Source organism: Pseudorhodoplanes sp. (assembly GCF_059499825.1).
Window position 1 is genome coordinate 582,398 of record NZ_JCABZI010000001.1, and the last position, 24,823, is coordinate 607,220.

The following is a 24,823-nucleotide window of genomic DNA, read 5'->3' on the forward strand; positions in this document are numbered from 1 at the left end:
CTTTCAGATCACCAGCTCACCGACACGTATTGCGTTTCAAGGAACTCCATCAGCCCCTCATGCGCGCCCTCGCGGCCGATGCCGGACTGCTTCATGCCGCCGAACGGCGCGGCCGGGTCGGAGACAAGTCCGCGATTGAGACCGATCATGCCGAAATCGAGTTTCTCCGACACCCGCATGCCACGGCCGAGATCCTTGGTGTAGAGATAGGCGACCAGTCCGTACTCGGTCTCGTTGGCGCGCTTGATCGCCTCATCCTCGGTCTTGAAGGTCTGGATCGATGCGACCGGTCCGAAGATTTCCTCGTTCAGCATTTTCGCTCCGTCCGGCACGTTGGTCAGCACCGTGGCGGGATAGAAGAAGCCCGGGCCGTCCGGGGTCTTGCCGCCGGTCAGCACCTTGGCGCCCTTCGACACCGCGTCCTCGACCAGTTCGATCACCTTGTCGCGGCCTTCCTTGTTCACCAGCGGCCCGAGATTGATGCCGTCATCGAGGCCGTTGCCCATCTTCAGCGACTGCATCTTGCCGGTGAGCTTCTTCGCAAACTCGTCATGCACGCTCTCGTGCACGTAGAAGCGGTTCGCGGCGGTGCAGGCCTCGCCCATGTTGCGCATCTTGGCGATCATGGCGCCTTCGATCGCCGCATCGATATCGGCGTCCTCGAACACCAGGAACGGCGCGTTGCCGCCAAGCTCCATCGCCGGCTTGATGATGTTGTCGGCGGCTTCGCGCAGCAGCACGCGTCCGACTTCGGTCGATCCGGTGAAGGAGACCACACGAACTCGTGGGTCATGCAGCATGGCGCTCACGACTTTCCCGGATGAGCGCGACGGAATGACATTCACCACGCCTGCAGGCACGCCGGCTTCCTCGAGGATCGGCATCAACGCCAGCATGGTGAGCGGCGTATCGGAGGCGGGCTTCAGCACCACCGGGCAGCCGGCCGCGAGTGCGGGCCCGATCTTGCGGGTCGCCATCGCCGCCGGGAAATTCCACGGCGTCACGAGGACAGCAATGCCGGCCGGCTTGTGCTGCACCAGGATGCGCGCGCCCGACGCCGGCGCCGTGGAGAGTGAGCCGAGATTGCGCACGGCTTCTTCCGCGTTCCAGCGGAAGAACTCGGCTGCGTAGGCGACTTCACCGCGCGAATCCGGCAGCGCCTTGCCGTTCTCGACCGTTATCAGCTTGGCGAGCCTTTCGGCGTCGCGCATGATCAGTTCGAACGCCTTGCGCAGGATTTCGCCGCGCTCTCTGGGCTTCTTCGCTGCCCATGCGGGAAAGGCGGCCTGCGCTGCATCGAGCGCGGCAATGGCGTCGTCTACCGTCGCGCTGGCGACCGAGGTGACCTTTTTCTCGGTCGCGGGATCCATCACATCGAAGCGCTGGCCGTCGGAGGATTTGCGCCACTGGCCGCCGATCCAGAGATCGGTCGGGACATTGGCGAGGAGATTTTCGTACATGAATTGCTTCCTTGTGCTACGCGCGGCGCCGGCGGGAGACCCGCCGCACCGCAGCGCACGACTCAATCCGGCCGCTTCAGCTCGATCAGGATGTTGCGATAGGTCGTGGCCCCGACATTGCGCAAATCGTGCACCTCGCCGGCCTCGCGCCAGATCGGGCTGCCGATCACGCTTTTCGGTTTTTCGATCTGGCCGGTCAGCGCGGATTCGATCTCGATCTCACCCTCGGTCATCGGGATAATCACATACGGCAGTTCGTGCTTGTGCCAGCCCTTGCTCTTGCCGGGCTCGACCGTGAAGTCCCACACCCGCACGCGATCGTTCTCGAACATCACCGTATCGCCGATGGGGCCGAGCTTCAGGGTGTTGATGTCGTACTTGGTTGTCATCTCCAGGATCATCCCACCTAGGATCCGAGCGAGCGCCGCACCGTCTCGGCGATGCGGTCCACATTCGGCAGCACGGCGTCCTCCAGCAGATCGGCGGACGGCAGCGGGATATGCGGCGTGGTGATGCGCACCGGCGGGCCATCGAGATCGTAAAAGGCCTCGTCAGCGACGATGGACACGATTTCCGCACCCCAGCCGCACAGCCGCGGATTTTCCTCCACGGTGAACAGCCGGTGCGTGCGCCCGACCGATCCGAGAATGGTCTGGGTATCGAGCGGCACCAGCGAACGCACGTCGACGACTTCGCAATCGATGCCGTGCTCCGCCTTCAGCTTGTCCGCCGCTTCGATCGCGCGCGGCACCATCAGCGCGAGCGCAAGGATGGTCGCGTCATTGCCGGGCCGAACGATCTTGGCGGTGCCGAGCGTGTCGACGATTTCGCCGTCCGGCACCTCGCCCTTCATCGGATAGAGCGACTTGTGCTCGAAGAAGATCACCGGATCGGGATCGCGCACCGCGGCCGCAAGCAGGCCGATCACGTCGCGGGGAGTCGAGGGCGCGACCACCTTCAGTCCGGGGATCATCATGCACCAGTTTTCGACGCTTTGCGAATGCTGCGCGCCGAAGCGCGAACCCGCGCCATTGCCGGTGCGCACCACCAGCGGACACTTCACCTGCCCGTTGGTCATGTAGCGGCTCTTCGGGAATTCATTGGCGATATAATCGAAACACACCGCAATGAAATCCGAGAACATGATTTCGGCGATCGGCTTCAGGCCGGTCATCGCCGCACCCATGGCCGCACCGAGGATCGCCTGTTCGGAAATCGGCGTATCGCGCACCCGCAACGGCCCGAACTGTTCGTAAAGACCAACGGTCGCCTTGAACACGCCGCCGGCCTTGGCCACGTCCTCGCCGAGAAACACCACGTCCGGATCGCGCGCCATCTCCTGTGCGATGCCGCGCGCAACGGCATCGCGATAGGTCAGTTCCGCCATGTCAGTTTCTCCACGCGAAGCCGCCGTCGGCATAGACGTCGGTGTGGATGATGTCGTGCGGCGGCGGCGGCGAGGCCTTGCACTTTTCGGTCGCTTCATCGACCTCGCGCAGGATGCCGGCCTCGATGCTGGTCATCACGTCAGGATCTATACCGAATTCCAGCAGGCGCTCGCGATAGATCTTGATCGGATCGCGCTCCTTCCATTTCTCGAGTTCGCCCTCGGGGCGATACTTGGCCGGATCGGCGCGGGAATGCCCGCTGTGCCGGTAGGTGATGCATTCGATCAGCGACGGACCGTCACCCTTGCGCGCCTTCGCATAGGCCGCCATCGCGATGCGATAGACCTCGTCGGCATCATTGCCGTCGACGATGATGCGCTCGAGCCCGTAAGCGGAGGCGCGGTCGGCGGCCGGATGCGGCACCGCCGTCACCTCGCCGATCGGGGTGTATTCCATGTAATGGTTGTTCTCGCAGACGAAGATTACCGGCAGCTTCCAGATCGCGGCGAAGTTCAGCGCTTCATGGAACGCGCCGATATTGGTGGTGCCATCGCCGAAGAAGCAGACCGAGACGTCGCCATCGCCCTTGTATTGAGCGCGCCAGGCCGCGCCGCAGGCGATCGGCAGATGCGCGCCGATGATGGCGTAGGAGCCCATCACCCCATGCTCCACCGAGGTGAGATGCATCGAGCCGCCCTTGCCGCGCATCAGGCCATTGTCGCGGCCCATCAATTCGCCGAGCACCTGCTCCACCGGAACGCCGCGCGCCAGCGTGTGGGCATGGCCGCGATAGGTGCAGAATGAGAGGTCGCCCGGCTTCATGGCGGCGGCAAAGCCGGCGGCGACCGCTTCCTGACCGAGCGAGAGATGGCTCGTGCCCTTGACTAGGTTCTGCAGGAACAGGTCGAAGGCGCGCTGCTCGGCCTGCCGCAGCAGCACCTGAAGGCGGAACAATTCCAGCCGCGTATCCTCGCCGATATCGTCGTTCAGGCCGGGTTTTGTCTCTTGGGCTTTGTCCAGCATTGCGGTCCTTGCGGCTTCCTCGTTATTGGCATTGCTGCCTATGGCGCGCGGCCGGACGGAAAACCGGTATCCGCTTTTCCTGGCCGTGCGAGCGCCTTTGCGCCGGACCATAGCAGGGTGGCGCGCCGGGGAAAAATGCGAAAAACGCGAGGCGCCGCGTCATGCCGTCCCGCGCACTCTTTCACGATGCAAAAGGTAAAGCCCGGAGGCCACCACCACCGCCGCGCCGGCCAGGGTCCAGCGGTTGGGCACATCGCCGAACACGAGATAGCCGAACGCAGTGGCCCACACGAGCTGGGTATACATGAACGGCGCCAGCACCGAGGCCGGCGCCAGCCGGTGGCCGACGATCAGGAGGTAATGACCGAAACTGCCGAAAGCCCCGAACGCCACCATCAGAAAAATGATCCAAGGATCGTCCGGCATCGTCCACACGAACGGCAGCACCGGCAGCATCGCCACCGCGCCGACCAGATTGGAATAGAACAATGTCGTGTCGGTGGTGTCCGTCTTCGAGAGCACACGGGTGGCGACGATATAGAGCGAATAGAACACCGCGCTCGCCAGCGAATAGAATGCGGCCCAATGCACGTCGCCGATGCCGGGGCGGGTGACCAGCAGGACGCCGGCAAAGCCGACCAGGATCGCGACCCAGCGCCGCCAGCCGATCCATTCGCCGAGCAGCGGACCGGCCAGGATCGCCACCAGGAACGGCGTCGAGAACAGGATCGCCAGCGCCTGATCGAGCTGCAGATAGCGGAAGGCCATGAAGTTCGTGACGGTCGAACCAAGCAGCATGGCCGAGCGCACGAGTTGCAGCACCGGCCGCGTGGTCCGCATCATCCCCGGCCGCGACACTGGATTGAAAATGAACAGGGTCAGGATGAAGGCGCCGGTATAGCGCGCCCACACCACCTGCAGCGTGTCCATATAGCCGTTGAGATATTTGGCGATGGCATCGAGGCAGGCGAACGACAGCACCGCGGCGCACATCAGGCCGATACCGGTCAGCCGGGCCCGCATCTGGTCGGATTCGGTGGATTGCGGACCTGATGTCATCCTTCTCTGTACCCAAGTTGGGCGGTGGGAGCGAGGCGCCGAATGGAATGGCCATGCGCAGGCATTGCAAGTCTCCAGATCCCGACCTACTCTGACCGTCGCGGGGCCTGCGACGGTCGCCCCGCGTTTCCGAAGGCTCGCAAGGCCCAAGCACCGTCTCCTTCCTTGACGGAGGAGGCGTCGGCCTATGCATTTCTCAATCACCCCCGAAAGTCTGTGGCGAAAGATCGGGACGTCCTCCGCGCCCGTCGTCGTCGATGTCCGCAAGCCTGAAGCCGTCGTCGCGTCGAACGGATTGCTGCCTGGCGCGATCCTGCGCGATCCGCGCGATGCGGCGTCGTGGACTTTCGAGCAGAGTTCCGGAGCCGTCGTGCTCGCCTGTGTCCATGGGCACCAGCGCAGCCAGATGGCGGCGGCGCAGTTGCGGGCACGCGGCGTCGACGCCTCCATTCTCGCAGGCGGCACTGACGCATGGCGCGCAGCCGGGTTGCCGCTGGTCGATTGCGGTGCGGTCCGGCGCTTTGCTCCGAACCCGCCGAGCCTCTGGGTGACGCGACGGCGGCCGAAGATCGACCGCATCGCCTGCCCGTGGCTGATCCGCCGCTTCATCGATCCGCAGGCGCGCTTCCTGTTTGTCGATCCGCAGCAAGTGACCGACGTCGCTCGCGAAACCGGCGCCATCCCATTCGATATCGAAGGCGTGGAACTGTCGCATGAGGGCGAGCGGTGTTCGTTCGACACCATTCTCAGACTCTTCGGTCTGGAAAACGAGCCTTCGCTCGCACGCCTCGCGCTGATCGTGCGCGGCGCCGATACCGCGCGTCCCGATCTCGCACCGGAAGCGGCCGGGCTGCATGCGGTATCGCTCGGTCTGTCCGAACTGGCCGGCGACGACGATCATGGCCTGCTTCGGAGCGGGTTTGCAATTTACGACGCGCTGTTTGCGTGGTTACGTTTCGCGTCATCCGAGCGTCACAACTGGCCCGCAAAAGCCGCCTGACATGCCAAGCATAGAACAAGCAGCTCCTGCGAACGCGGCACCCGGCTTTCCCGAATTCCTGCGCACCTTCTTCAAGATCGGCTGCCTCGGCTTTGGCGGCCCCGCCGGCCAGATCGCACTGATGCACCGCGTTCTGGTCGACGAGAAGAAGTGGATCGAGGAATCCCGGTTCCTGCATGCGCTCAATTTCTGCATGCTGCTGCCGGGGCCGGAAGCGCAACAACTCGCCACCTATACCGGCTGGCTGATGCACGGGGTGCGCGGCGGGATCGCAGCCGGCATCCTGTTCGTGCTGCCGGGCGCTTTCGTGATGCTGGCCCTGAGCCTGATCTATGCGCTCGGTCAGGGCGTCCCGCTGATCGAGGGCGCGTTGTTCGGCATCAAGGCTGCGGTGCTGGTGATCGTGGTGGAGGCGCTGATCCGGATCGGCAAACGCGCGCTCAAAACCAACGTGCTGGTCGCAATCGCGGCCTTTGCCTTCATTGGCATTTTCTTTCTGGCGCTGCCGTTCCCGCTGATCGTGATCGGCGCGGGACTGATCGGCTATCTGGTGGCGCGGCAGGCGCCGCATCTGCTCGCGATCAAGATCGATGGCACCTATCCCCCGCCCGTCCCCGGCCGCTGGAGGCAGGCGGCGAACGCAATCGGGTTCGGGCTCTTCGCCTGGTGGGCACCGGTGGCAATCGCGGCCTTGTTGCTGGGCCCGACCCACGTGCTGGTCGATATCGGTATCTTTTTCTCGAAGCTTGCAACGGTGAGCTTCGGCGGCGCCTATGCACTGCTCGCCTATATGGCGCAGGAGGCGGTGGACAAGCAGGGCTGGCTGAGCGCGGCGGAGATGGTGGACGGACTTGGCCTTGCGGAGACCACACCGGGCCCACTGATTCTGGTGACGCAATTCGTCGGCTTCCTCGCCGGCTATCGCGACGCCGCGCCGTTCACACCCGTGACCGCCGGCGTGATCGCCGCCGCGATGACGACCTGGGTGACGTTCTCGGCCTCCATGCTCTGGATCTTCGCCGGCGCGCCGTTTGTCGAACAACTGCGATCGAACCGCATGCTGACCGGAGCGCTGGCGGCGATCACCGCAGCCGTGGTCGGCGTGATCCTCAATCTGACGGTCTGGTTCGCGCTGCATGTGCTGTTCGGAGATGTCACCGAGCAACGCACCGGCATCTTCCGCTGGTATGCGTTCGATCCGCTGGCGCTCGACCTGAAGACCGCGGCGCTCGCGGTCATCGCGGCGCTGCTGGCGTTCCGCTTCCATCGCGGACTGGTGGAAATCGTGGCGATCATGGCGGCGTTGGGGATCGCGGTAAGATTGGTGTTTTGAAGACAAAGCGCCGCCCGCCCTGTTCTTTGCAGCGGACGCGCTTGTGCGGCCCTATTGTTATGACGGCGCGGGCGCGCCCGTATTCCAACTCGCATTCCTCATCCCCTTGGAAACCCAAGGGCGCGCGGAACGCCGGGCTTTCAGCCAAGCCCATGGCCCATGCGCGAAGTGAGTAAGCGCATGAGATTGTAATCACCACGGACCGCCGAAAGATTCCGGCGTTCCGCGCGCGGTGTGAGTGGCTTGCTCTGCGACAACCCCGGAGGACAGACACCGTTGACCGGCATCGCCGGGCGGACTTTCTTTGTATCCTCCGCTGGTGACCCACGGCCGGTGAGCCGGATCATCGCAGCTTGGGCCTCCGCTGCACGACGCACGTCTTGCGCCTTACAACGGCCACCGCATCCCGCCCCGCGTCTCATGACGCTGATCAGACGCCCCTTGGACGAGGCGGGATGAGACGGAATAGATCAGAGGAAGATGGCGGAAATAAGGATTTTATTCCTGAATCGCATCTTTGGGCCTCGTATCCCGGACGCGCCGCAGCATGGAGCGAAGCGTAATGGTGCGGTGCTGAGCCGGGACCCATCGTAGCGTGCGCCAGTTTTGCGTGGGTCCCGGTTCTGCAGCGCACCGTTTCACGCTGCGCTGCGCCCGGGACACGAGAGCTGTCGTCGCATTGAGCGAGGTGAACTGAGAAGGGAGACTACGAGTCCCCCACTGCGCTGTCGTGCCAGCGTCGCAGCACGAGATGCGAGATCAGCGACAGCACCGCGAAAATCACCACGCCCGCGACCGAGAGCAGAATCAGCGCCGCGAACATGCGCGGGATGTTGAGCCGGTAGCCGGACTCCGCGATGCGATAGGCGAGGCCTGAGCCCGCGCCCGCAGAGCCGGCGGCGATTTCCGCGACCACCGCGCCGATCAGCGACAGGCCGCCCGCGATCTTCAGTCCGCCGAGCATATAGGGCAGCGCCGCCGGCAGCTTGAGATCGCGCAGCACCTGCCATCCGCTCGCGCCATAAAGCCGGAACAGTTCGGCGAGGTTGCGGTCCACCGAGTTGAGCCCGAGCGTGGTGTTGGCCAGCACCGGAAAGAACGCGACGATCCAGGCACAGGCCAGCACCGCCGCCTGCTGCGGCAGATAGATCAGCAGCAGCGGCGCGATCGCGATCACCGGCGTCACCTGCAGGATCACCGCATAAGGATAGAAGGAATATTCGACGACGCGCGACTTGTTGAAGGCGATCGCCAGCGCGACACCACCGACGAAAGCCAGCAGCAGCGCCTGCAAGGTCACGCTCAGCGTCACCAGCAGCGACGACCACAACAGCGACCAGTCCGCGATGAGCGTTCGGAATACAAGGCCCGGCGACGGCAGCACGTAAGGCTGGATGTCGTTGATGCGAACCACCAGATCCCAGACGAGGATGCCGAAGCCGAGCGCCACGAACGGCAGCACGCCGCGCATCACACGTTCGCGGCGCGAGCGCTCCTGCGCTTCTTCGGCGCGCGTGGCGGGCCGCGTGGTCATGCGGCCTCCTCGGCCATCGCCTCGACCAGCGCTTCCGACACCGTGCGGCAGAGCGCGGCATATTCCGGCGAGGTGCGAAACGCCTCGGTGCGCGGATAAGGCGCTTCCACCGCGATCTCCGCATGCACGCGGCCGGGGCGCTGCGTCATCACCACGATACGACTGGACAGATAGACCGACTCGAACACCGAATGAGTGACGAAGATCGCGGTCTGGCGCATCGCAGCCCAGAGCACGAGCAGATCGTTGTTGAGCTTGAAGCGGGTGATCTCGTCGAGCGCGGCGAACGGCTCGTCCATCAGCAGCAATTTCGGATTGGTCACCAGCGCGCGGGCGATGGACACGCGCATCTTCATGCCGCCGGACAATTCGCGCGGATAGGCATCAGCGAAAGCCGCGAGCCCGACGCGCGCCAGCGCCTCCGTGATACGCGGCATGGCTTCGGACCGGCTGATGCCGGCGAGCTTCAGCGGCAGATAGACGTTGCTCGCGACACTGGCCCAGGGCATCAGCGTCGGCTCCTGGAAGACGAAGCCGATATCTCCGCTGGCGCCATCGGGCGCGGCATTGCCGCGCCACACCACGTCGCCGTCCGAGGGTTCGATCAAGCCGGCGAGAATGCGCAAGGCGGTGGACTTGCCGCAGCCGGACGGGCCGAGCAACGACACGAATTCATGCTCGCGCACGGAGAAGCTGGCATCGCGCAAGGCAACGACGCCGTTCGGAAAGGTCTTGCCCACGTTGTGGAGGGAGACGAGGGGTGATGCTGTTGAAGACAGTGCTTCCACGCTTGGCGTCTTTCTTCACCTCTCCCGGCTTGCGGGGAGAGGTTGATTTGCGAGCAGCGCGAAGCAAATCGGGTGAGGGGCTGCGTCCGCATGGCAGAGCCCCTCACCCGGCTCGCATCTGCGATGCTCGCCACCCTCTCCCCGTAAGAACGGGGAGAGGGACGAGAGATCACGCTCGCGGCACCAAGACGTCACGTGCTTTCGCCACTCACTTCGGCCGGATATCGTTGCCGACGCCCTTGTTCACGAATTGCAGCGTGTAGGCTTTTTTGTAATCCAGGTCCGGTTTCAGCACGCCGGAGCGCGCCATCTTGTCGAAGAAATCCTTGATGCGCGCGTCGGTCATCGCGCCGATGCCGAGCTTGATCGAGTCGCCCGAGTCGACAATGCCGTATTGCTTCATCTTCTCGATCGAATAGGCGAGGCGCTCGTCGGTCATCTCCGGGTTCTGCTTTTTGATCAATTCATTCGCGGCCTTGTTGTCGCCGTAGATGTAATTGGCCCAGCCGACCGCGGAGGCATCGACAAAGCGCTGCACGAGGTCCGGCTTCTTCTCGACCAGATCGCGCCGCGTTTCGATCAGCGTCGAATAGGTCGAGAAGCCCTGATCGGCCAGGAGGAAGATCACCGGCTTGAACTTGCCCTGGGTCTCGACCGCATAGGGTTCGGAGGTGACATAGCCCTGCATCGCCATTTTCTTGTCGGCGAGGAAGGGCTGCGGGTTGAAGGTGTAGGGCCGCACCTGCGCGTCGGTGAAGCCGTAATCCTTCTTCAGCCACTGGTAATAGCCGGCCATGCCTTCCTTCGAGACCAGGATGGTCAGCTTCTTCAGGTCCTCGAACTTGTCGATGCCCTGCCCCGGATGCGCCATCAGCACCTGCGGGTCCTTCTGGAAACTCGCGGCGACGGCGACCGTCGGGATGTTCTGCGCCACGGCGTCGAAGGCCTGCAGCAGATTGGCGCTCATGTAGAAGTCGATCTTGCCGACCGGCAGCAGGATGCGGTTGTTGGCATTCGGTCCGCCCGGCAGGATGGTGACATCGAGGCCGTATTTCTTGTAGGTGCCGTCGGCGAGCGCCTGGTAATAGCCGCCGTGTTCGGCCTGCGCGACCCAGTTGGTGCCGAACGTGATCTTGTCCAGCGCCTGCGCGCCGGACGGATTCGCCTGCACCAGCAGCGCGAACGAGAGCGCGCCCCAAAGCAAACTTCGCATCGTTGGATTCCCTGCTTCGCCCGGCAAGGGAACATAGGCGAGGATGGCGGTTTTGCCCAGCCTCGCACCGATCGATCAATCCAGACTTGCGAGCGGGCGCGCCACCTGCTCCAGCGGCTTGCGCTCGGCCGCGACGCCATACCGCAGCGCGACGAAGGCGGCACCGATCATCAGCACGGCGGCGAACAGATAGCCGGCGAACACGGTCGGACGCGATCCGGTTTCGATCAGCATGCCGAACACGATCGGGCCGGCGATGCCGCCAACGCCGGTGCCGACGGCATAGAAGATCGCAATGGCGAGTGCGCGGACTTCCAGCGGAAAGGTTTCGCTGACGGTGAGATAGGCCGAGCTAGCGGCGGCGGAGGCGAAGAAGAAGATCACCATCCAGCAGATCGTCTGCGTAGTCGCGGTGAGGTATCCTGCCATGAACAGCCATCCGGTCAGCGCCAGCAGCAATCCCGACATCAGATAGGTGAAGAAGATCATCGGCCGGCGTCCGATCGTATCGAACAGGCGGCCGAGCAGGACGGGTCCAAGGAAATTGCCGGCCGCGAACGGCAGGATGTACCAGCCGACCTGATAGGCCGCGATGCCGAAGAAGTCGGTCAGCACCAGCGCATAGGTGAAGAAGATCGCGTTATAGAAGAACGCCTGCGCCGCCATCAGCGCGAGGCCGACCCAGGCGCGATCGCGATGGATGACGAACAAGGCGCGCGCGGCTTCGATCAGCGGCGTGTGGCTGCGCGACCGCAGCCGCACCCGCGGCAGCGGTTCTGTCGGCGCGACATAAGCCGGGATGCGCGCCTCGATGCCCGCGACGATGCGTTCGGCCTCCGCGGCGCGGCCATGCGTCATCAGCCAGCGCGGACTTTCCGGCAGCCACATCCGCATGAACAAAATGATCAGGCCGAGGACACCACCGATCAGGAAGGCGAGCCGCCAGCCGGTCTCCGGGTCGATGATGGCCGGGTTGAGCAAGATGATCGATCCGGTGGCTCCGATCGCGGCGCCGATCCAGAAACTGCCGTTGATCACGAGATCGGTCCAGCCACGCACCCGCGCCGGGATCAGTTCCTGGATGGTGGAATTGATCGCGGCGTATTCGCCGCCGATCCCCGCGCCGGTGAAGAAGCGGCACAGCGCGAAGGTCCAGAGATTCCAGGTGAAGGCGGTCGCCCCGGTGGCGACGAGATAGACGGCGACGGTGATGAAGAACAGCTTCTTGCGGCCGAAGCGATCGGTCAGCCAGCCGAAGAACAGCGCCCCCAGCACCGCGCCGGCGAGATACGCGCTGCCGACAATCCCGATATCGGTGTTGGAGAATTGCAGCACCGGGCTGTCCTTGAGAGCGCCCGACAGCGCACCCGCGAGCGTGACCTCGAGCCCGTCGAATATCCAGGTGATGCCGAGCGCCACGACCACCAGCGTGTGGAACCGGCTCCAGGGCAGCCGGTCGAGCCGCGCAGGTATGTCGGTCTCGACAACTTCGCTCATTTCGGCATGCGTCCCGTGCACAACGGCCGGGGTTCTAACCAATCTTTGTCTGGACGGTTCCGCAAAAATCTGGCGCTTTGCGGCGGCAGGGTGGGCCTGACGGATAATCCTCGATTCATGCCACGACGCGAACGCGTGACCTTACCGCAGCGGACGGTATCGAGAGCCCTGCTCATGCTCCTGACGGTGGGCGGCGCGCTGCTGTCCATCTACGCCGCGCGCGAGGAGTCGCAGCAATATCGCGCGCTGGAGCGGCTTCGCATCGGCGAGGTGGTGGATGCGCATTTCTCGGCGGTGAGCGAGCATCTGCAGGAGCGCGCCAATCTGGCGAAGACGGTGTCACGGTTTTTCCTCCCGCCGCCGCTGCGAACACCCACGCCACTTGGAACTTTCGGCATGCGGGCGGTCGGGCTGGCCGACGATCTCGCCACCGTCGGCTGGCTCCCCGAAGTCAACGCCACAGATGCCGGACAGGTGCTGGATTCTCTGCGGGCGTCCGGCGCTCCCAATCCGACCCTGCGCGCGGGCAACGGACAGCCGATCGATCCGGCGACACTCGACCGGCCGATGTTCCCGGTTGTCGATATCGCACCTGCGCATAACCGGTTCGCGGTCGGAATCGATGCCGGTTCCTTTCCCGACCGGCTGACGGCGATCCTCAAAGCCAGGCAATCGCATGAGGTGACGCGCACGCGGCCGGTCCAGCTCCTGCAAGCGCCGGATGACAGAGCATTGCTGCTCTATGCGCCGATCTTCGATGCCGAGGACCGCTTCATCGGCGTGATGGGCTTCGGCTTTCCGATCGACCGGCTGTTCCGGACCGCGCTGGCCGACGCGAAAAGCCCCGCCGGCACCGCGCTCAACGTTTATTCGCACGGGCTGGACGAACCGCTGTTCAGCCTGCCCTCCGATAACGAGATGGGGCGGCCGACGCTGTTCGAGCGGACCATGGATTTCGGCCAGGGCGAACTGAAATTCGTCTATGCAGTGCCGCGCAACCTTCAGCGCGAAGGATTTCTGCGCGGATTGAGGATCGCGGGCGCCGGCATTGCGATGACGCTCGGCGCCGTGTTCATCATGGGCTTCGTCACCCATCGCGCGGCGCTGCTGTCGGACGAGGTCGCCTCGCGCAAATCCGCCGAGGAGCGGCTGAAAGTCCTGATCCATGAACTGAACCATCGCGTGCGCAATGTGATGGCGGTGACGCAGGCGGTGGTGCGGCTCAGTTTCACGCCCGGCCTCAGTCTGTCGGAAATCCAGAAGACCTGCGAAGGGCGGCTGCAGGCGCTGGCCAAGGCGATGTCGATCCTCACCGCCAGCGACTGGAAAAGCGTCGGCCTGCGCAGCCTGATCTCGGACGATATCCTCCCCTTTGCCGGCCGCATCGAGATGGAAGGGCCTGACATCGCGTTGCGCGCGCGGACCGCGCAGACCTTCTCGCTCCTGCTCTACGAGCTTGCCACCAATGCCGCCAAGCATGGCGCGCTGTCGGTGCCGGAGGGACGCGTGACGCTGCAATGGTGGATCGACAATCTCGGCGGCGATCCGCTGTTTCACCTGCACTGGAAGGAGAGCGGCGGCCCGGTTGTGGACACGCCGACGCGCAGGGGGTTCGGCGAATTGCTGGTGCGCCGCATCGCACCGCGCGACATGGCCGGCAAGAGCGAGGTGCGCTACGCGCCTGAGGGTTTCGAATACCAACTGCAAGCGCCGTTGCGGGAACTGATCGACACGAAATCGGCGGCGAAGACGGTGGCGTGACAGGGTCCCCCTTGGCGGGTGATCCTCCTCGATGGGCGAACCCGAGGCTTTCGAACCTCCAAGCCTGTTCCTCCGGAACCTTCTCATTTTCTCCTTGCCAAGCGGACCAAAGCCCGGAATCTATAAGAACAAATAGAGAACTTATCGCTTATCCTGCGAGGCTCCTGGAGCAGCTGATGACCGGCGCGCAAGCCCCGGATGCGCTCGCGCGCCTCCGGCAGACCATAGAGAATACTCAGTCTTATCAATATGATAAGGCTGCGCGCCCGCTGTCGCTTGGGCTCGGCGGGCCGGACGCCCTGCTGGGCGGCGGGCTCGCCCGCTGCGCCCTGCATGACATCTCGCCTGTCGCCCCCATCCATCTGGGCGCCGCGACGGGCTTCGCCCTGGCGCTGGCGGCGTTGTCTGGCAAGGCGGGTGCCGGCAGGGCGGGTACGGGCGGCCGGGAGACGCTGTTCATCCAGACCGACATGGCCCGGTTCGAAGCCGGTGCGCCTTACGGCATCGGCCTCGATCTGTTCGGGCTGCCGTCGCGGCGGCTGCTGGTGCTGCGGGCGCGGCGCCCGATCGACGCGCTGTTCGCGATGGAGGAAGCCCTCAAATGCCGCGGCATTGGAAGCGTGATCGCCGAAATGCCGGACGATGCCGCCGACCTGACCGCCACGCGGCGGCTGTCGCTCGCCGCCCGCACCCATGACGGCATCGGTTTCCTGCTCCGGCATCGGTCCACATCGGCGCCGAGCGCCGCGATGACGCGCTGGGAGGTCGCGGCAAGCTCAGGGCCGCGCGACGCTTTCGGCGGCGTCGGCACCACCGCCTTCCTGCTCTCTCTGGTGAAGAACCGGCGCGGTCCCTGCGGCGGTTTTCGTATTGCGTGGAGTCATGATGAGCTCGCATTCGTCGAGGCGGATCCTGTCGCTGTGGCTGCGGCGCCTGCCGACCGACCGGCTGACGCGGCAATCGCCTGAGCGTGCCGGCCAGCCGCTGGCCGTGGTCGCAACGGTGCGGTCGGCACGGCAGATCGCAGCGCTGAACGACGAGGCGGCACGGCTCGGCCTGCGCGCCGGGATGGCGCTCACCGACGCGCGCGCGATGTATCCGCAGCTTGCGGCGATCGATGCCGACGACGCAGCCGACGCGGCAACGCTCGCGCATGTCGCCGACTGGTGCGACCGCTATACGCCGCTGATCGGGCTCGATCCGCCGGATGGCTTGTTCCTAGACATCAGCGGTTGCGCGCATCTGTTCGGCGGCGAAGAAGCGTTGCGACGCGATCTGGTGCGGCGTCTGGCGGCGCAGGGATTCCATGCGCGCGCGGCGATTGCCGATACGCCGGGATGTGCCTGGGCGGTGGCGCGATATGGCGTTGCTGTCTCTGACCGGGACTCACACTCCGTTCCTTCCCGCGCAAGCGGGGATCCAAACTCTTACAGCGACTCCTTGCTGCGCGATTCTGGGTCCCCGCTTTCGCGGGGACGAGCGGAGGAGGGAGATGCGCAACGTATCGTCTCCACACTGCACTCTCTTCCCCTCGCCGCCTTGCGCATCGATCCGAAGATCGCCGCTCCTCTTGCGCAAAGCGGCCTCAAGACCATCGGCGACGTCATCGACATGCCGCGCGCGCCGCTCGCCGCCCGCTTCGGGCAAGGTTTCGTGCGCCGCATCGATCAGGCGCTCGGCCGCGAGGACGAGCCGATCGTGCCGCGTCTGCCGCTGCCGTCCTTTCTGGCCGAGCAGCGCTTCGCCGATCCGATCGGACGCGAAGACGATGTGCTCGGCACCGTCGTTCATCTCGCGCAGGAACTGGCTCGCGCGATGGAGCGGCACGGCAAGGGCGCGCGGCGTTTGCAGATCGCGTTGTTTCGCACCGACGGCAAGGTGGCGCGCATCGACATCGGCACCTCCGAGCCGCTGCGCGATCCCGATCGCATCAGGCGGCTGTTTCTCGACCGGCTGGCGGTGATCGGAGATGAGGCCGATCCCGGTTTCGGCTTCGACATGATCCGGCTGTCGGCACTCGCGGTGGAGGATTTCGATCCGGTGCAGGCCGGACTTGTTCAGACCGGACTTTTAGGCGATCCGGCGCGCGAGACTGCGCATCTGGTCGACCGGCTGATTGCGCGCTTCGGCGCCGACCGGGTGCAGCGTCTTGTTCCGCAAGACACGCATATCCCGGAATTCGCGAGCGTCGCCGCGCCGGCGCATCTGCGGCAGCAGGCTCAAACGGCTTCGCATGATTTCGTACAGGACAGCCACATCCCGGCGCGGCCGATCCGGCTGTTCGAGCGACCCGAACCGATCGAGGCCAATGCGCAGGTGCCGGACGGTCCGCCGGTGCAATTCAAATGGCGGCGCGTCACCCATGACGTCGCCCATGCCGAAGGCCCGGAGCGGATCGCGATGCAATGGTGGCGCGACGAGCAGGGCCGCGCGCTCGCCCGCGACTATTTCCGGATCGAAACGCGGCAGGGCGCGCGCGTCTGGCTCTATCGCGAGGGCATCTATGCGGCGGGACAGGCGCTGCCGCGCTGGTTCCTGCATGGGATTTTCGCATGAGCGATATTCTCGATTTTCCCACGCGCTCAAACGATCCGTCGAGAGGCGCTGAAGCGCGCACGGCACCGCCGCCCGCCTATACCGAATTCGCCGTCACCACCAATTTCTCCTTCCTGCGCGCGGCCTCGCATCCGGAGGACATGATCGAGCAGGCGGTACTGCTCGGCCATACCGGCATCGGCATCGCCGACCGCAATTCGGTCGCGGGCGTGGTGCGCGCGCATGTGATGGCGAAGGAGCGCAAGCTGAAGCTTGCGGTTGGCGCGCGGCTCGTTTTCGCCGATGGCACGCCCGACATTCTCGCCTATCCGTCGAACCGTGCCGCCTGGGGACGGCTGACGCGGCTCCTCTCGCTCGGCAAGCGGCGCGCCGAGAAGGGCGATTGCATCCTCAATCTGGCCGACCTGCTCGACAAAGCCGAGGGCCTCAATCTCATCGTCATGCCGCCGGCGCGCATCGACGCCGCGCGGCTGACGGCGCTGATCGGAAAACTGACGCAGCACGCATCGAAGCGCTCGGTCTGGCTGGCGGCAGGCTTTCTCTATCGCGGCGACGATACCCGCCGGCTGCGCAGGCTCGCCCAGATCGCGCATGATGGCTTCGTTCCGCTGATCGCGATCAACGACGTGTTCTATCATGTGCCGGAGCGCCGCATGTTGCAGGACATCGTCACCTGCATCCGCGAGCATGTCACCATCGACCAGGGCGGGCGGCTGCTGTCGCTCAATGCCGAGCGTCATCTGAAATCGCCGCAGGAAATGGCGCGCCTGTTCGCGCTGTATCCGGATGCGCTGGCGCAGACGCAAGTCCTGCTCGCACGCTGCCATTTCTCGCTCGACGAGATGCAGCACGATTATCCGCATGAAGCGCATCACGGCACGCCGCAGGAGCGGCTGATCGCGCTGGCCGAAGCCGGCATGACACGGCGCTTCCCGAACGGGCCCAAGCCGAAAGTGCGGCGCGCGCTCGATCACGAATTGCAGGTGATCGGCGAACTCGGCTATGCGCCGTTCTTCCTCACCGTCCATGACATCGTCCGCTTCGCCCGCACGCGAGAAGAGCCGATCCTGTGCCAGGGCCGGGGATCGGCGGCGAATTCGATCATCTGCTATTGCCTCGGCATCACCGATGTCAGCCCCGACACCGTCGATCTGTTGTTCGAGCGGTTCGTGTCGGCCGAGCGGCGCGAGCCGCCGGATATCGACGTCGATTTCGAGCACGAGCGGCGCGAGGAGGTGATCCAGCACATCTACGAAAAATACGGCCGCGAACATGCCGGCCTTGCCGCCACCGTGATCTCCTATCGCGGCCGCAGCGCCGTGCGCGAAGTCGGCAAGGCCTTCGGGCTTTCGGAGGATGTCGTGTCGGCGCTGGCCGCAACGCTGTGGGGCTGGTCGATGGACGGCATCGCCGAAAAGGAAGTGCGCCGCGCCGGCCTCGATCCGTCCGACCCGCGGCTGCAGATGACGCTTCAACTGACGCAGGAATTGCAGGGCTTCCCGCGGCATCTGTCGCAGCATGTCGGCGGCTTCGTCATCACCCGCACGCGGCTCGACGAAGTGGTGCCGGTGGAGAATGCGGCGATGGAGGATCGCACCGTCATCGAATGGGACAAGGACGATCTCGACGCGCTCGGCCTGCTCAAGGTCGACGTGCTGGGACTCGGCATGCTGAGCTGTTTGCGCCGCGCGTTCAATTTCCTGCGCGTGCATTACGATGAACCGCGCGACCTCTCGATGCAGGACGAGGACGATGCGACCTACCGGATGATCCGGCGCGCCGACACCGTCGGCGTGTTCCAGATCGAAAGCCGCGCGCAGATGTCGATGCTGCCGCGGCTGAAGCCGGAAAAATTCTACGATCTCGTCATCGAGGTCGCGATCGTGCGGCCCGGTCCGATCCAGGGCAAGATGGTGCATCCCTATCTGCAGCGGCGCGAGGCGCCGCATCTCGTGACCTATCCGTCGCCGGCGCCGCCCTGGCCGGCCGACGAACTCGAACAGGTGCTCGGCAAGACGCTCGGCGTGCCGCTGTTCCAGGAACAGGCGATGCGGATCGCGATCGTGGCGGCCGGCTTCAAGCCGGCGGAGGCCGACAAGCTGCGCCGCGCGATGGCGACGTTCCGCCGGGTCGGCACCATCGGCACGTTCCAGCGCAAGATGATCGATGGCATGGTGGCGAAGGGCTACGAGCGCGAATTCGCCGAGCGCTGCTTTGAGCAGATCAAGGGCTTCGGCGAATACGGCTTTCCGGAAAGCCATGCGGCGAGCTTCGCCAATCTGGTCTATGCCTCGTGCTGGCTGAAATGCCATTACCCGGATGTGTTCGCGGCGGCTTTGCTCAACAGCCAGCCGATGGGATTCTACGCGCCGGCGCAGATCGTGCGCGACGCGCAGGAACACGGCGTCAGCGTGCGCGACGTCGACATCAATGCATCGGACTGGGACTGCACGCTGGAGCCTACTTCTCCCCTCCCCCCGCGAAGCGGTGGGGAGGGGCCGGGGGTGGGGGGCCTTTCAAATCAAAATCGAGGAGGCACCCCCCATCCGACTCCTCGCTTCGCTCGGAGCCACCCTCCCCACCACGCTGACGCGTGGGGGGAGGGTAAGGAAGAGTGCGTGCGGCGCGTCTCAAACCTCCATACCCGCCATGCCTCGATGCGGGACGACATCCGCACCACCCATGCGCTGCGGCTGGGGCTGCGCCAGATCAGCGGCCTGTCGGAAACAGATGGCCGCATCGTCGAGGAGAAGCGCGGCGCGGGCTACGATTCGATCCGCGATCTGTGGCTGCGCACCGGCTTGCGTCCCTCGGTGCTGGAGACGCTCGCCAATGCCGACGCGTTCCGCTCGCTCGGGCTGTCGCGCCGCGATGCGCTCTGGACCATCCGCGCGCTGCACAGATCCGGCGACAAGGACGACCTGCCGCTATTCGCGCGCGTCGTCATGCCGGAGATGGAGCCCGATGTCGCGCTGCCGCCGATGCTGCCGGGCGAACAGGTCGTGGAGGATTACCGGCACCTGAAGCTGTCGCTGCGCGCGCATCCGGTGTCGTTCCTGCGCGCCGATCTCGATTCCCGCGGCATCCTGCGCAACGAGACGCTCACCCGCACATCGTCCGGGCGCAGAGTCAGCATCGCCGGCATCGTGCTGATCCGGCAGCGGCCCGGCACCGCCAAGGGCGTGATCTTCATGACGGTGGAGGACGAGACCGGCATCGCCAACACCATCGTATGGCCGAAGACCTTCGAGACCTTCCGTCCGGTGGTGCTTGGCGCGCGTCTCGTCGGCGTCACCGGCCGGCTGCAGAACGAGAAGGGCGTGATCCATGTGGTGGCGGAGCAGATCGACGATCTGACGCCGCTGCTGGGCCGGCTGTCCGAGCATGGGCCGAGCATCGAGTCGCTCGCCCGCTGCGACGAGGTCAAGCGCCCCGAGCCCGGCAACCGTTCGGCGAAGAATCTCGCCAAGGGCGCGCATCCGCGCCGCGGCGATGCGCTGGTGCGCCTCCTGCGCGAGCAGCCGGAACTGGCCGAGGACCTGATCGCCATGCACAAGGTGATGCCGAAGGGGCGGAATTTTCATTGAGGGCCATTTGACACAACCCCTCCCGCTGCGGCATCGAATGCGCCGGTTCCGAACGGGAGCATCCTGAGTGGGCGACTTCGTCAACAAGCGGCACTTCACCATCGACTGGGCCTATTGCGACCCGGCCGGCATCGTCTTCAACAGCCGCTTCTTCGAATTTTTCGATACCTCGAGCTGGCACCTGTTCGAGGCCGCGCTCGGCGTCAAGCCGCAGGAGATGGCAAAAACCTTCGAAATCCTCGGCGTGCCGCTGGTCGATGCGCGCGCCAAATTCATGGTGCCGGCGAAATTCGGCGACGTTGTCGAGATGCATTCCTGGGTCGGCGAGATCCGCCGGTCCAGCTTCGAGGTCTGCCATCGCATCTTCGTGGATGGGCAACTCGCGGTCGACGGTTCCGAAACCCGCGTCTGGGCGATGCTGGACGAGCACGGCCAGCTGAAGACCAAGCCGATCCCCGCCGACGTGATCGCGAAATTCAAGACGCCCTGAGCGGGGCGCTTCCGGACCGCCGCGGACGGCCGCTTCGCCAGAACGCATCCAGACCAGGCATTTTTCCACCGACGCGGGTCCGGCTCGTGCGCGAGCGGAACGACTGCGCGAAAAAGTGGCCAGCGATTCCCGGCTCTCCGGATTGCATAGTTGGGGATCAAACTATTACACTGTAGCGATTCAAAACACCGCGCCGGACCACCGGCCGGCCAAGAAACGACTGCTGGAAACGCACCACGGGAAACGCATCGATGGCGAGACTGCTCGAGCTCGTGCTCAACGGCCGCAAGCGCGTGGACGCGGTCCAGGACAACCTGCTGCTGCTCGACTACCTGCGTGAAGTCACCGGGCTGACCGGCACCAAGACCGGCTGCGACGGCGGCGAATGCGGCGCCTGCACGGTGCTGGTCGACGGCAAGCCGGTACTGTCCTGCCTGACGCTCGCGGCCAGCGCCGCCGGCCGCAAGGTCGAGACCGTGGAATCGCTCGGCCATGACGGACAGCTCTCGGCGGTGCAGCGCGGCTTCCACGAAAAGCTCGGCTCGCAATGCGGCTATTGCACGCCGGGCTTCATCATGGCCTCGGTCGGCCTCCTGCGCAGCAATCCGAACCCGACCGACGACGAGATCCTGGAGGCGCTGGGCAGCAACATCTGCCGCTGCACCGGTTATGTGAAAATCATCGAGGCGGTGAAATACGCCGCGGGGCTGAAGGCCGAAGGAGTCGCGCCATGAACAAGCCGGTTCCCGCACGCGACGCGCTCGCGCATGAGGTCGTGCCGTCGCACAATATCGGCGATTATGTGCCGCTGGTGGACGGACCGGAAAAGGTCTCCGGCCGCGCCAAATACACTGCCGACATTCTCGCACCCAATATGCTGGCTGGCCGCATCTATCGCAGCCCCTATTCGCATGCCGAGATTCTCGACGTCGATATCTCCGAAGCGTTGAAAGTCCCCGGCGTGAAGGCGATCGTCACCGGCGCCGATTGCGACAAGACCTTCGGCGTGCTGCCGATCGCGCGCAGCGAACATCCGCTGGCGCGCGGCAAGGTGCGCTATCGCGGCGAACCGGTCGCGGCGGTGGCTGCGGTCGATGACGCGGCGGCGCGCGAGGCGATCCGGCGGATCAAGATGACGGCGCGCGAACTCCCCGCCTATTACAAATCGCAGGACGCGCTGGCGCCTGACGCCGTGCAACTGCACGAGAAGAAGCCCGGCAATCTCGAACGCGACGTGTTTTTCGAACTCGGCAATGTCGACGATGCCTTTGCCGATGCCGATCTGGTGCGCGAGGGCGTCTACAATTGCCCGGAAGTCTGCCAGGTGCAGATGGAGATGCACGCCGCCATCGCCGATTACGACGCGGTGCGCGACCGCATCACCGTGCATGCCTCGACCCAGGTGCCGTATTACGTGCACATGATGCTGTCCGACATTCTCGACATGGACATGTCGCGCATCCGCGTGATCAAGCCGCATGTCGGTGGCGGCTTCGGCTGCCGCACCGAGACGCTGAATGTCGAGCTGATCACCGCGCTGCTGGCGCGCAAGGCGGGCGGCATTGTGCGCACGGTCGTCAACCGCGAGGAGACCTTCATCACCCATCGCGGCCGGCCCGAAACCGATATCAAGCTGAAGATCGGCCTGAAGAAGGATGGTCGCATCACCGGCGTCGAATGCGAGGCGATCCAGCGCGGCGGTGCGCATTCTGGCTACGGCGTGGTCACGATCCTCTATGCCGGCTCGATGCTGTACGCGATCTACGATCTCAAGAACGTCAAGTATGTCGGCAAGCGCGTGCTGACCAACACGCCTCCCTGCGGCGCGTTTCGCGGCCACGGCACCGTCGATATGCGCTTCGCGTTCGAGAGCCTGCTCGACCAGATGGCGCACGAGATGGGGATCGACCCGTTCCTCGTGCGGCGCGCCAACCTGCTGCACGCGCCGACCTTCACTGACAACGACCTGATGATCAATTCCTACGGCCTGCCGGAATGCCTCGACCTGGTGGAAGAGGCGAGCGGCTGGAAAGCCCGGAAAGGCAGGCTGGGCAACGGCAAGACGAGCCTGAAAAAAGGCTTGGGCATGGCCTGCTCGCATTACATTTCCGGCGCCTCAAAGCCAGTGAACTGGACCGGCGAGCCGCATGCCACGGTGAAGATCAAGGTCGATTTCGACGGCTCGCTGGTGGTGATGTCCGGCGCCGCCGATATCGGCCAGGGCTCATCCACCATCCTGGTTCAGGCGGTCGCCGAGGTGCTCGGCCTCGACATGTCGCGGGTGCGCGTGGTCACCGGCGACAGCGAGGTGGTGCCGAAGGACAACGGCTCGTATTCGTCGCGCGTGACCTTCATGGTCGGCAATGCCGCGATCGATGCGGCGCGCAATCTGAAAGCCCTCTTCATAAAGGCCGCGGCACGCAAGCTCGATGCGCGGCCGGAAGATATCGAATGCCTCGGCGAGGTCTATCGCGCCGGCGCACAGGACAAGGGCGCGACCTTCGAGGAGGTCGTGGTCGAAGCACTGAAAGATTCCGGCACCATCACCGTCACCGGCAATTACTCGACCATCCCTGAATCGCATGGCGGCAAGAAATATCGCGGCTCCGCCATCGGCGGCACCATGGGCTACAGTTATTCGGCTCAGGTCGTGGAGGTCACCGTCGACGAGGACACCGGCGTCGTGACCGTCGACAAGGTGTGGGTCGCGCATGATTGCGGCAAGGCGCTCAACCGGCTCAGCGTCGAAGGCCAGGTGCAGGGCTCCGTCTGGATGGGCATGGGCCAGGCGATGAGCGAGGAAGTGGGGTATCACGAAGGCCTGATGGTGACCGGCAACATGCTGGATTACCGGGTGCCGACCATCCAGGACTCGCCGCCGATGGAGACCTTCATCGTCGAGAGCAACGATCCGCACGGGCCGTTCGGCGCCAAGGAGGCGGGCGAAGGCTCGCTTGCCGCATTCCTTCCGGCGCTGACCAACGCAATCCATGACGCGATCGGCATCCGCTTTAACGATCTGCCGATGACGCCGGATCGCGTCTATGAGGCGATCGAGAAGAAGAAGCGCGCCGAAGCGCGTGGCAAGAAGAACGGGGGCTGATGACATGGACGCCTTGCCCGAATTCTCGCTGCTCCGCCCCGGCAGCCTCGACGAAGCGCTGAAGGCGCGCGCCGCGAACCCCGATTCAAGGCCGCTCGGCGGCGGCACCGATCTCACCGTCAATATCCGGCGCGGCATCGTCGCGCCGTCGGTCCTGATCGAGATGAATAATGTCGCCGAACTGCGCGCGATCAAAGCCGATGCGAACGGGATCGAGGTCGGCGCCTCGGTGACGCTCGCCGAACTCTCCGAGCATCCGCAGGTGCGCGCGCATTATCCCGTGGTGGCGCAGGCCGCACACGAGATCGCGGGTCCGACGCATCGCATCATGGGCACGGTCGGCGGCAATTTGTGCCTCGATACCCGCTGCATCTATTACAATCAGAGCGAATGGTGGCGCGACGCCAACAATCACTGCCTCAAGACCACCGGCACCATGTGCCATGTCGCGCCGAAAAGCCGCGGCGTGTGCTTTGCGACGTTCTCGGGCGATCTGGCGCCGGCCTTTCTCACGCTCGGCGCGGAAGTCGATCTTGCGGGCCCGGAGGGACGGCGCACGGTGCCGCTCAACGATATCTATATCGGCTTTGCCCGGCAGGACATTCCGGTGACGGAGACGCAAGGCGACGGCAAGTTTTTCCTTGCGCTGCGGCCGGGCGAGATCGTCACCGCGGTGCGCGCGAAGAACACGCCCGGACTGCGCTCGGCCTATGGCAAGATCCGCATCCGCCGCTCGATCGAATATCCGGTGGCGGGCGCTGCCGTGGCGCTGAAGCGCGAGGGCGACACGCTCGCCGATCTGCGCGTTGCCTTCACCGGCACCAATCCGCGTCCGGTGCTGCTCACCGGTACGCGGGACTTATGCGGCGGTCCGCTGGATGAGGCCTTCTACAAGGGTCTCGACGATCTGGTCCGCGACCAGATCATGGCGATGAAGACCACCTTCACGCCGGGGCATTATCGCCGCCGCGTCGCTTCGGTGCTGGCACGCCGGCTGGTGACGACCCTGTTCGAACAGGGCTAGTTCGCGC

At 64.9% G+C, this 24,823-nt stretch carries 19 protein-coding genes; 10 read left to right on the forward strand and 9 right to left on the reverse strand.

Annotated elements, in window-relative coordinates; translation table 11 throughout:
• Window positions 1-8 precede the first annotated feature (8 nt).
• From AC5I5I_RS02835 to AC5I5I_RS02855, 5 genes are all read right to left on the reverse strand, one after another.
• Window positions 9-1,460, reverse strand: a complete 1,452-nt coding sequence (locus tag AC5I5I_RS02835; protein ID WP_495969630.1) for an NAD-dependent succinate-semialdehyde dehydrogenase — start codon at window positions 1,458-1,460, stop codon at window positions 9-11.
• Window positions 1,461-1,522: 62 nt separating this feature from the next.
• On the reverse strand, window positions 1,523-1,849 hold the full coding sequence (locus AC5I5I_RS02840) for a cupin domain-containing protein (RefSeq protein WP_495969632.1): 327 nt from the start codon (window positions 1,847-1,849) through the stop codon (window positions 1,523-1,525).
• A gap of 17 nt (window positions 1,850-1,866) precedes the next feature.
• A complete protein-coding gene (locus tag AC5I5I_RS02845; protein ID WP_495969634.1) occupies window positions 1,867-2,847 on the reverse strand; it encodes an alpha-ketoacid dehydrogenase subunit beta in 981 nt (326 codons plus the stop codon).
• A gap of 1 nt (window position 2,848) precedes the next feature.
• On the reverse strand, window positions 2,849-3,871 hold the full coding sequence (locus AC5I5I_RS02850; RefSeq protein WP_495969636.1) for a thiamine pyrophosphate-dependent dehydrogenase E1 component subunit alpha: 1,023 nt from the start codon (window positions 3,869-3,871) through the stop codon (window positions 2,849-2,851).
• Between the two features lie 159 nt (window positions 3,872-4,030).
• Entirely contained in the window at window positions 4,031-4,930 is a 900-nt protein-coding gene (locus AC5I5I_RS02855; protein WP_495969638.1) for a DMT family transporter, read from the reverse strand.
• Between the two features lie 187 nt (window positions 4,931-5,117).
• On the opposite strand from AC5I5I_RS02855, the gene AC5I5I_RS02860 reads away from it, so the two are divergent.
• Window positions 5,118-5,930: a chromate resistance protein ChrB domain-containing protein gene (locus AC5I5I_RS02860; RefSeq protein WP_495969640.1), complete on the forward strand. Its 813-nt coding sequence runs from the start codon at window positions 5,118-5,120 to the stop codon at window positions 5,928-5,930.
• A gap of 1 nt (window position 5,931) precedes the next feature.
• Window positions 5,932-7,263 (forward strand): chromate efflux transporter, encoded by a 1,332-nt coding sequence (chrA, locus tag AC5I5I_RS02865; protein WP_495969642.1) that lies wholly within the window; start codon window positions 5,932-5,934, stop codon window positions 7,261-7,263.
• Between the two features lie 706 nt (window positions 7,264-7,969).
• On the opposite strand, the gene AC5I5I_RS02870 is transcribed toward chrA, so the two are convergent.
• The 4 genes from AC5I5I_RS02870 to AC5I5I_RS02885 form a co-directional block, all read right to left on the reverse strand.
• Window positions 7,970-8,734, reverse strand: coding sequence for an ABC transporter permease (locus AC5I5I_RS02870; RefSeq protein ID WP_495969843.1), 765 nt, complete (start codon window positions 8,732-8,734; stop codon window positions 7,970-7,972).
• A 59-nt stretch (window positions 8,735-8,793) separates the two neighbouring features.
• On the reverse strand, window positions 8,794-9,585 hold the full coding sequence (locus tag AC5I5I_RS02875) for an ABC transporter ATP-binding protein (RefSeq protein ID WP_495969644.1): 792 nt from the start codon (window positions 9,583-9,585) through the stop codon (window positions 8,794-8,796).
• A 208-nt stretch (window positions 9,586-9,793) separates the two neighbouring features.
• Window positions 9,794-10,798, reverse strand: coding sequence for an ABC transporter substrate-binding protein (locus AC5I5I_RS02880; protein WP_495969646.1), 1,005 nt, complete (start codon window positions 10,796-10,798; stop codon window positions 9,794-9,796).
• Window positions 10,799-10,873: 75 nt separating this feature from the next.
• The gene (locus AC5I5I_RS02885; RefSeq protein WP_495969648.1) at window positions 10,874-12,295 is read right to left on the reverse strand and encodes an MFS transporter; all 1,422 of its coding nucleotides are present in this window, start codon (window positions 12,293-12,295) and stop codon (window positions 10,874-10,876) included.
• 174 nt (window positions 12,296-12,469) lie between these two features.
• Between AC5I5I_RS02885 and AC5I5I_RS02890 the strand changes: the two genes are divergently transcribed.
• From AC5I5I_RS02890 to hcrB, 8 genes are all read left to right on the forward strand, one after another.
• Window positions 12,470-14,056 (forward strand): sensor histidine kinase, encoded by a 1,587-nt coding sequence (locus AC5I5I_RS02890; RefSeq protein ID WP_495969650.1) that lies wholly within the window; start codon window positions 12,470-12,472, stop codon window positions 14,054-14,056.
• 176 nt (window positions 14,057-14,232) lie between these two features.
• The gene (locus AC5I5I_RS02895) at window positions 14,233-15,024 is read left to right on the forward strand and encodes an ImuA family protein (RefSeq protein WP_495969652.1); all 792 of its coding nucleotides are present in this window, start codon (window positions 14,233-14,235) and stop codon (window positions 15,022-15,024) included.
• Window positions 14,942-16,612: a Y-family DNA polymerase gene (locus AC5I5I_RS02900; RefSeq protein ID WP_495969654.1), complete on the forward strand. Its 1,671-nt coding sequence runs from the start codon at window positions 14,942-14,944 to the stop codon at window positions 16,610-16,612. Before AC5I5I_RS02895 ends, AC5I5I_RS02900 begins: the two co-directional genes overlap by 83 nt.
• Window positions 16,609-20,199, forward strand: a complete 3,591-nt coding sequence (locus tag AC5I5I_RS02905) for an error-prone DNA polymerase (protein ID WP_495969656.1) — start codon at window positions 16,609-16,611, stop codon at window positions 20,197-20,199. Before AC5I5I_RS02900 ends, AC5I5I_RS02905 begins: the two co-directional genes overlap by 4 nt.
• Before the next feature lie 67 nt (window positions 20,200-20,266).
• Window positions 20,267-20,689: an acyl-CoA thioesterase gene (locus AC5I5I_RS02910; protein ID WP_495969658.1), complete on the forward strand. Its 423-nt coding sequence runs from the start codon at window positions 20,267-20,269 to the stop codon at window positions 20,687-20,689.
• Window positions 20,690-20,940: 251 nt separating this feature from the next.
• Window positions 20,941-21,423: a (2Fe-2S)-binding protein gene (locus tag AC5I5I_RS02915; protein WP_495969660.1), complete on the forward strand. Its 483-nt coding sequence runs from the start codon at window positions 20,941-20,943 to the stop codon at window positions 21,421-21,423.
• Complete coding sequence (gene hcrA / locus AC5I5I_RS02920; protein WP_495969662.1) at window positions 21,420-23,792, forward strand: 4-hydroxybenzoyl-CoA reductase subunit alpha; 2,373 nt, start codon at window positions 21,420-21,422, stop codon at window positions 23,790-23,792. The genes AC5I5I_RS02915 and hcrA overlap by 4 nt, the downstream gene beginning before the upstream one ends.
• Before the next feature lie 4 nt (window positions 23,793-23,796).
• A complete protein-coding gene (hcrB, locus tag AC5I5I_RS02925; protein ID WP_495969664.1) occupies window positions 23,797-24,816 on the forward strand; it encodes a 4-hydroxybenzoyl-CoA reductase subunit beta in 1,020 nt (339 codons plus the stop codon).
• Window positions 24,817-24,823 lie beyond the last annotated feature (7 nt).

Coding starts and splice junctions, on each gene's coding strand:
- AC5I5I_RS02835 (WP_495969630.1), bottom strand. CDS start 1,460: ATGTACGAAAATCTCCTCGCCAATGTCCCGACCGATCTCTGGATCGGC.
- AC5I5I_RS02840 (WP_495969632.1), bottom strand. CDS start 1,849: ATGACAACCAAGTACGACATCAACACCCTGAAGCTCGGCCCCATCGGC.
- AC5I5I_RS02845 (WP_495969634.1), bottom strand. CDS start 2,847: ATGGCGGAACTGACCTATCGCGATGCCGTTGCGCGCGGCATCGCACAG.
- AC5I5I_RS02850 (WP_495969636.1), bottom strand. CDS start 3,871: ATGCTGGACAAAGCCCAAGAGACAAAACCCGGCCTGAACGACGATATC.
- AC5I5I_RS02855 (WP_495969638.1), bottom strand. CDS start 4,930: ATGACATCAGGTCCGCAATCCACCGAATCCGACCAGATGCGGGCCCGG.
- AC5I5I_RS02860 (WP_495969640.1), top strand. CDS start 5,118: ATGCATTTCTCAATCACCCCCGAAAGTCTGTGGCGAAAGATCGGGACG.
- chrA (WP_495969642.1), top strand. CDS start 5,932: ATGCCAAGCATAGAACAAGCAGCTCCTGCGAACGCGGCACCCGGCTTT.
- AC5I5I_RS02870 (WP_495969843.1), bottom strand. CDS start 8,734: ATGCGCGGCGTGCTGCCGTTCGTGGCGCTCGGCTTCGGCATCCTCGTC.
- AC5I5I_RS02880 (WP_495969646.1), bottom strand. CDS start 10,798: ATGCGAAGTTTGCTTTGGGGCGCGCTCTCGTTCGCGCTGCTGGTGCAG.
- AC5I5I_RS02885 (WP_495969648.1), bottom strand. CDS start 12,295: ATGAGCGAAGTTGTCGAGACCGACATACCTGCGCGGCTCGACCGGCTG.
- AC5I5I_RS02890 (WP_495969650.1), top strand. CDS start 12,470: ATGCTCCTGACGGTGGGCGGCGCGCTGCTGTCCATCTACGCCGCGCGC.
- AC5I5I_RS02895 (WP_495969652.1), top strand. CDS start 14,233: ATGACCGGCGCGCAAGCCCCGGATGCGCTCGCGCGCCTCCGGCAGACC.
- AC5I5I_RS02900 (WP_495969654.1), top strand. CDS start 14,942: ATGAGCTCGCATTCGTCGAGGCGGATCCTGTCGCTGTGGCTGCGGCGC.
- AC5I5I_RS02905 (WP_495969656.1), top strand. CDS start 16,609: ATGAGCGATATTCTCGATTTTCCCACGCGCTCAAACGATCCGTCGAGA.
- AC5I5I_RS02915 (WP_495969660.1), top strand. CDS start 20,941: ATGGCGAGACTGCTCGAGCTCGTGCTCAACGGCCGCAAGCGCGTGGAC.
- hcrA (WP_495969662.1), top strand. CDS start 21,420: ATGAACAAGCCGGTTCCCGCACGCGACGCGCTCGCGCATGAGGTCGTG.
- hcrB (WP_495969664.1), top strand. CDS start 23,797: ATGGACGCCTTGCCCGAATTCTCGCTGCTCCGCCCCGGCAGCCTCGAC.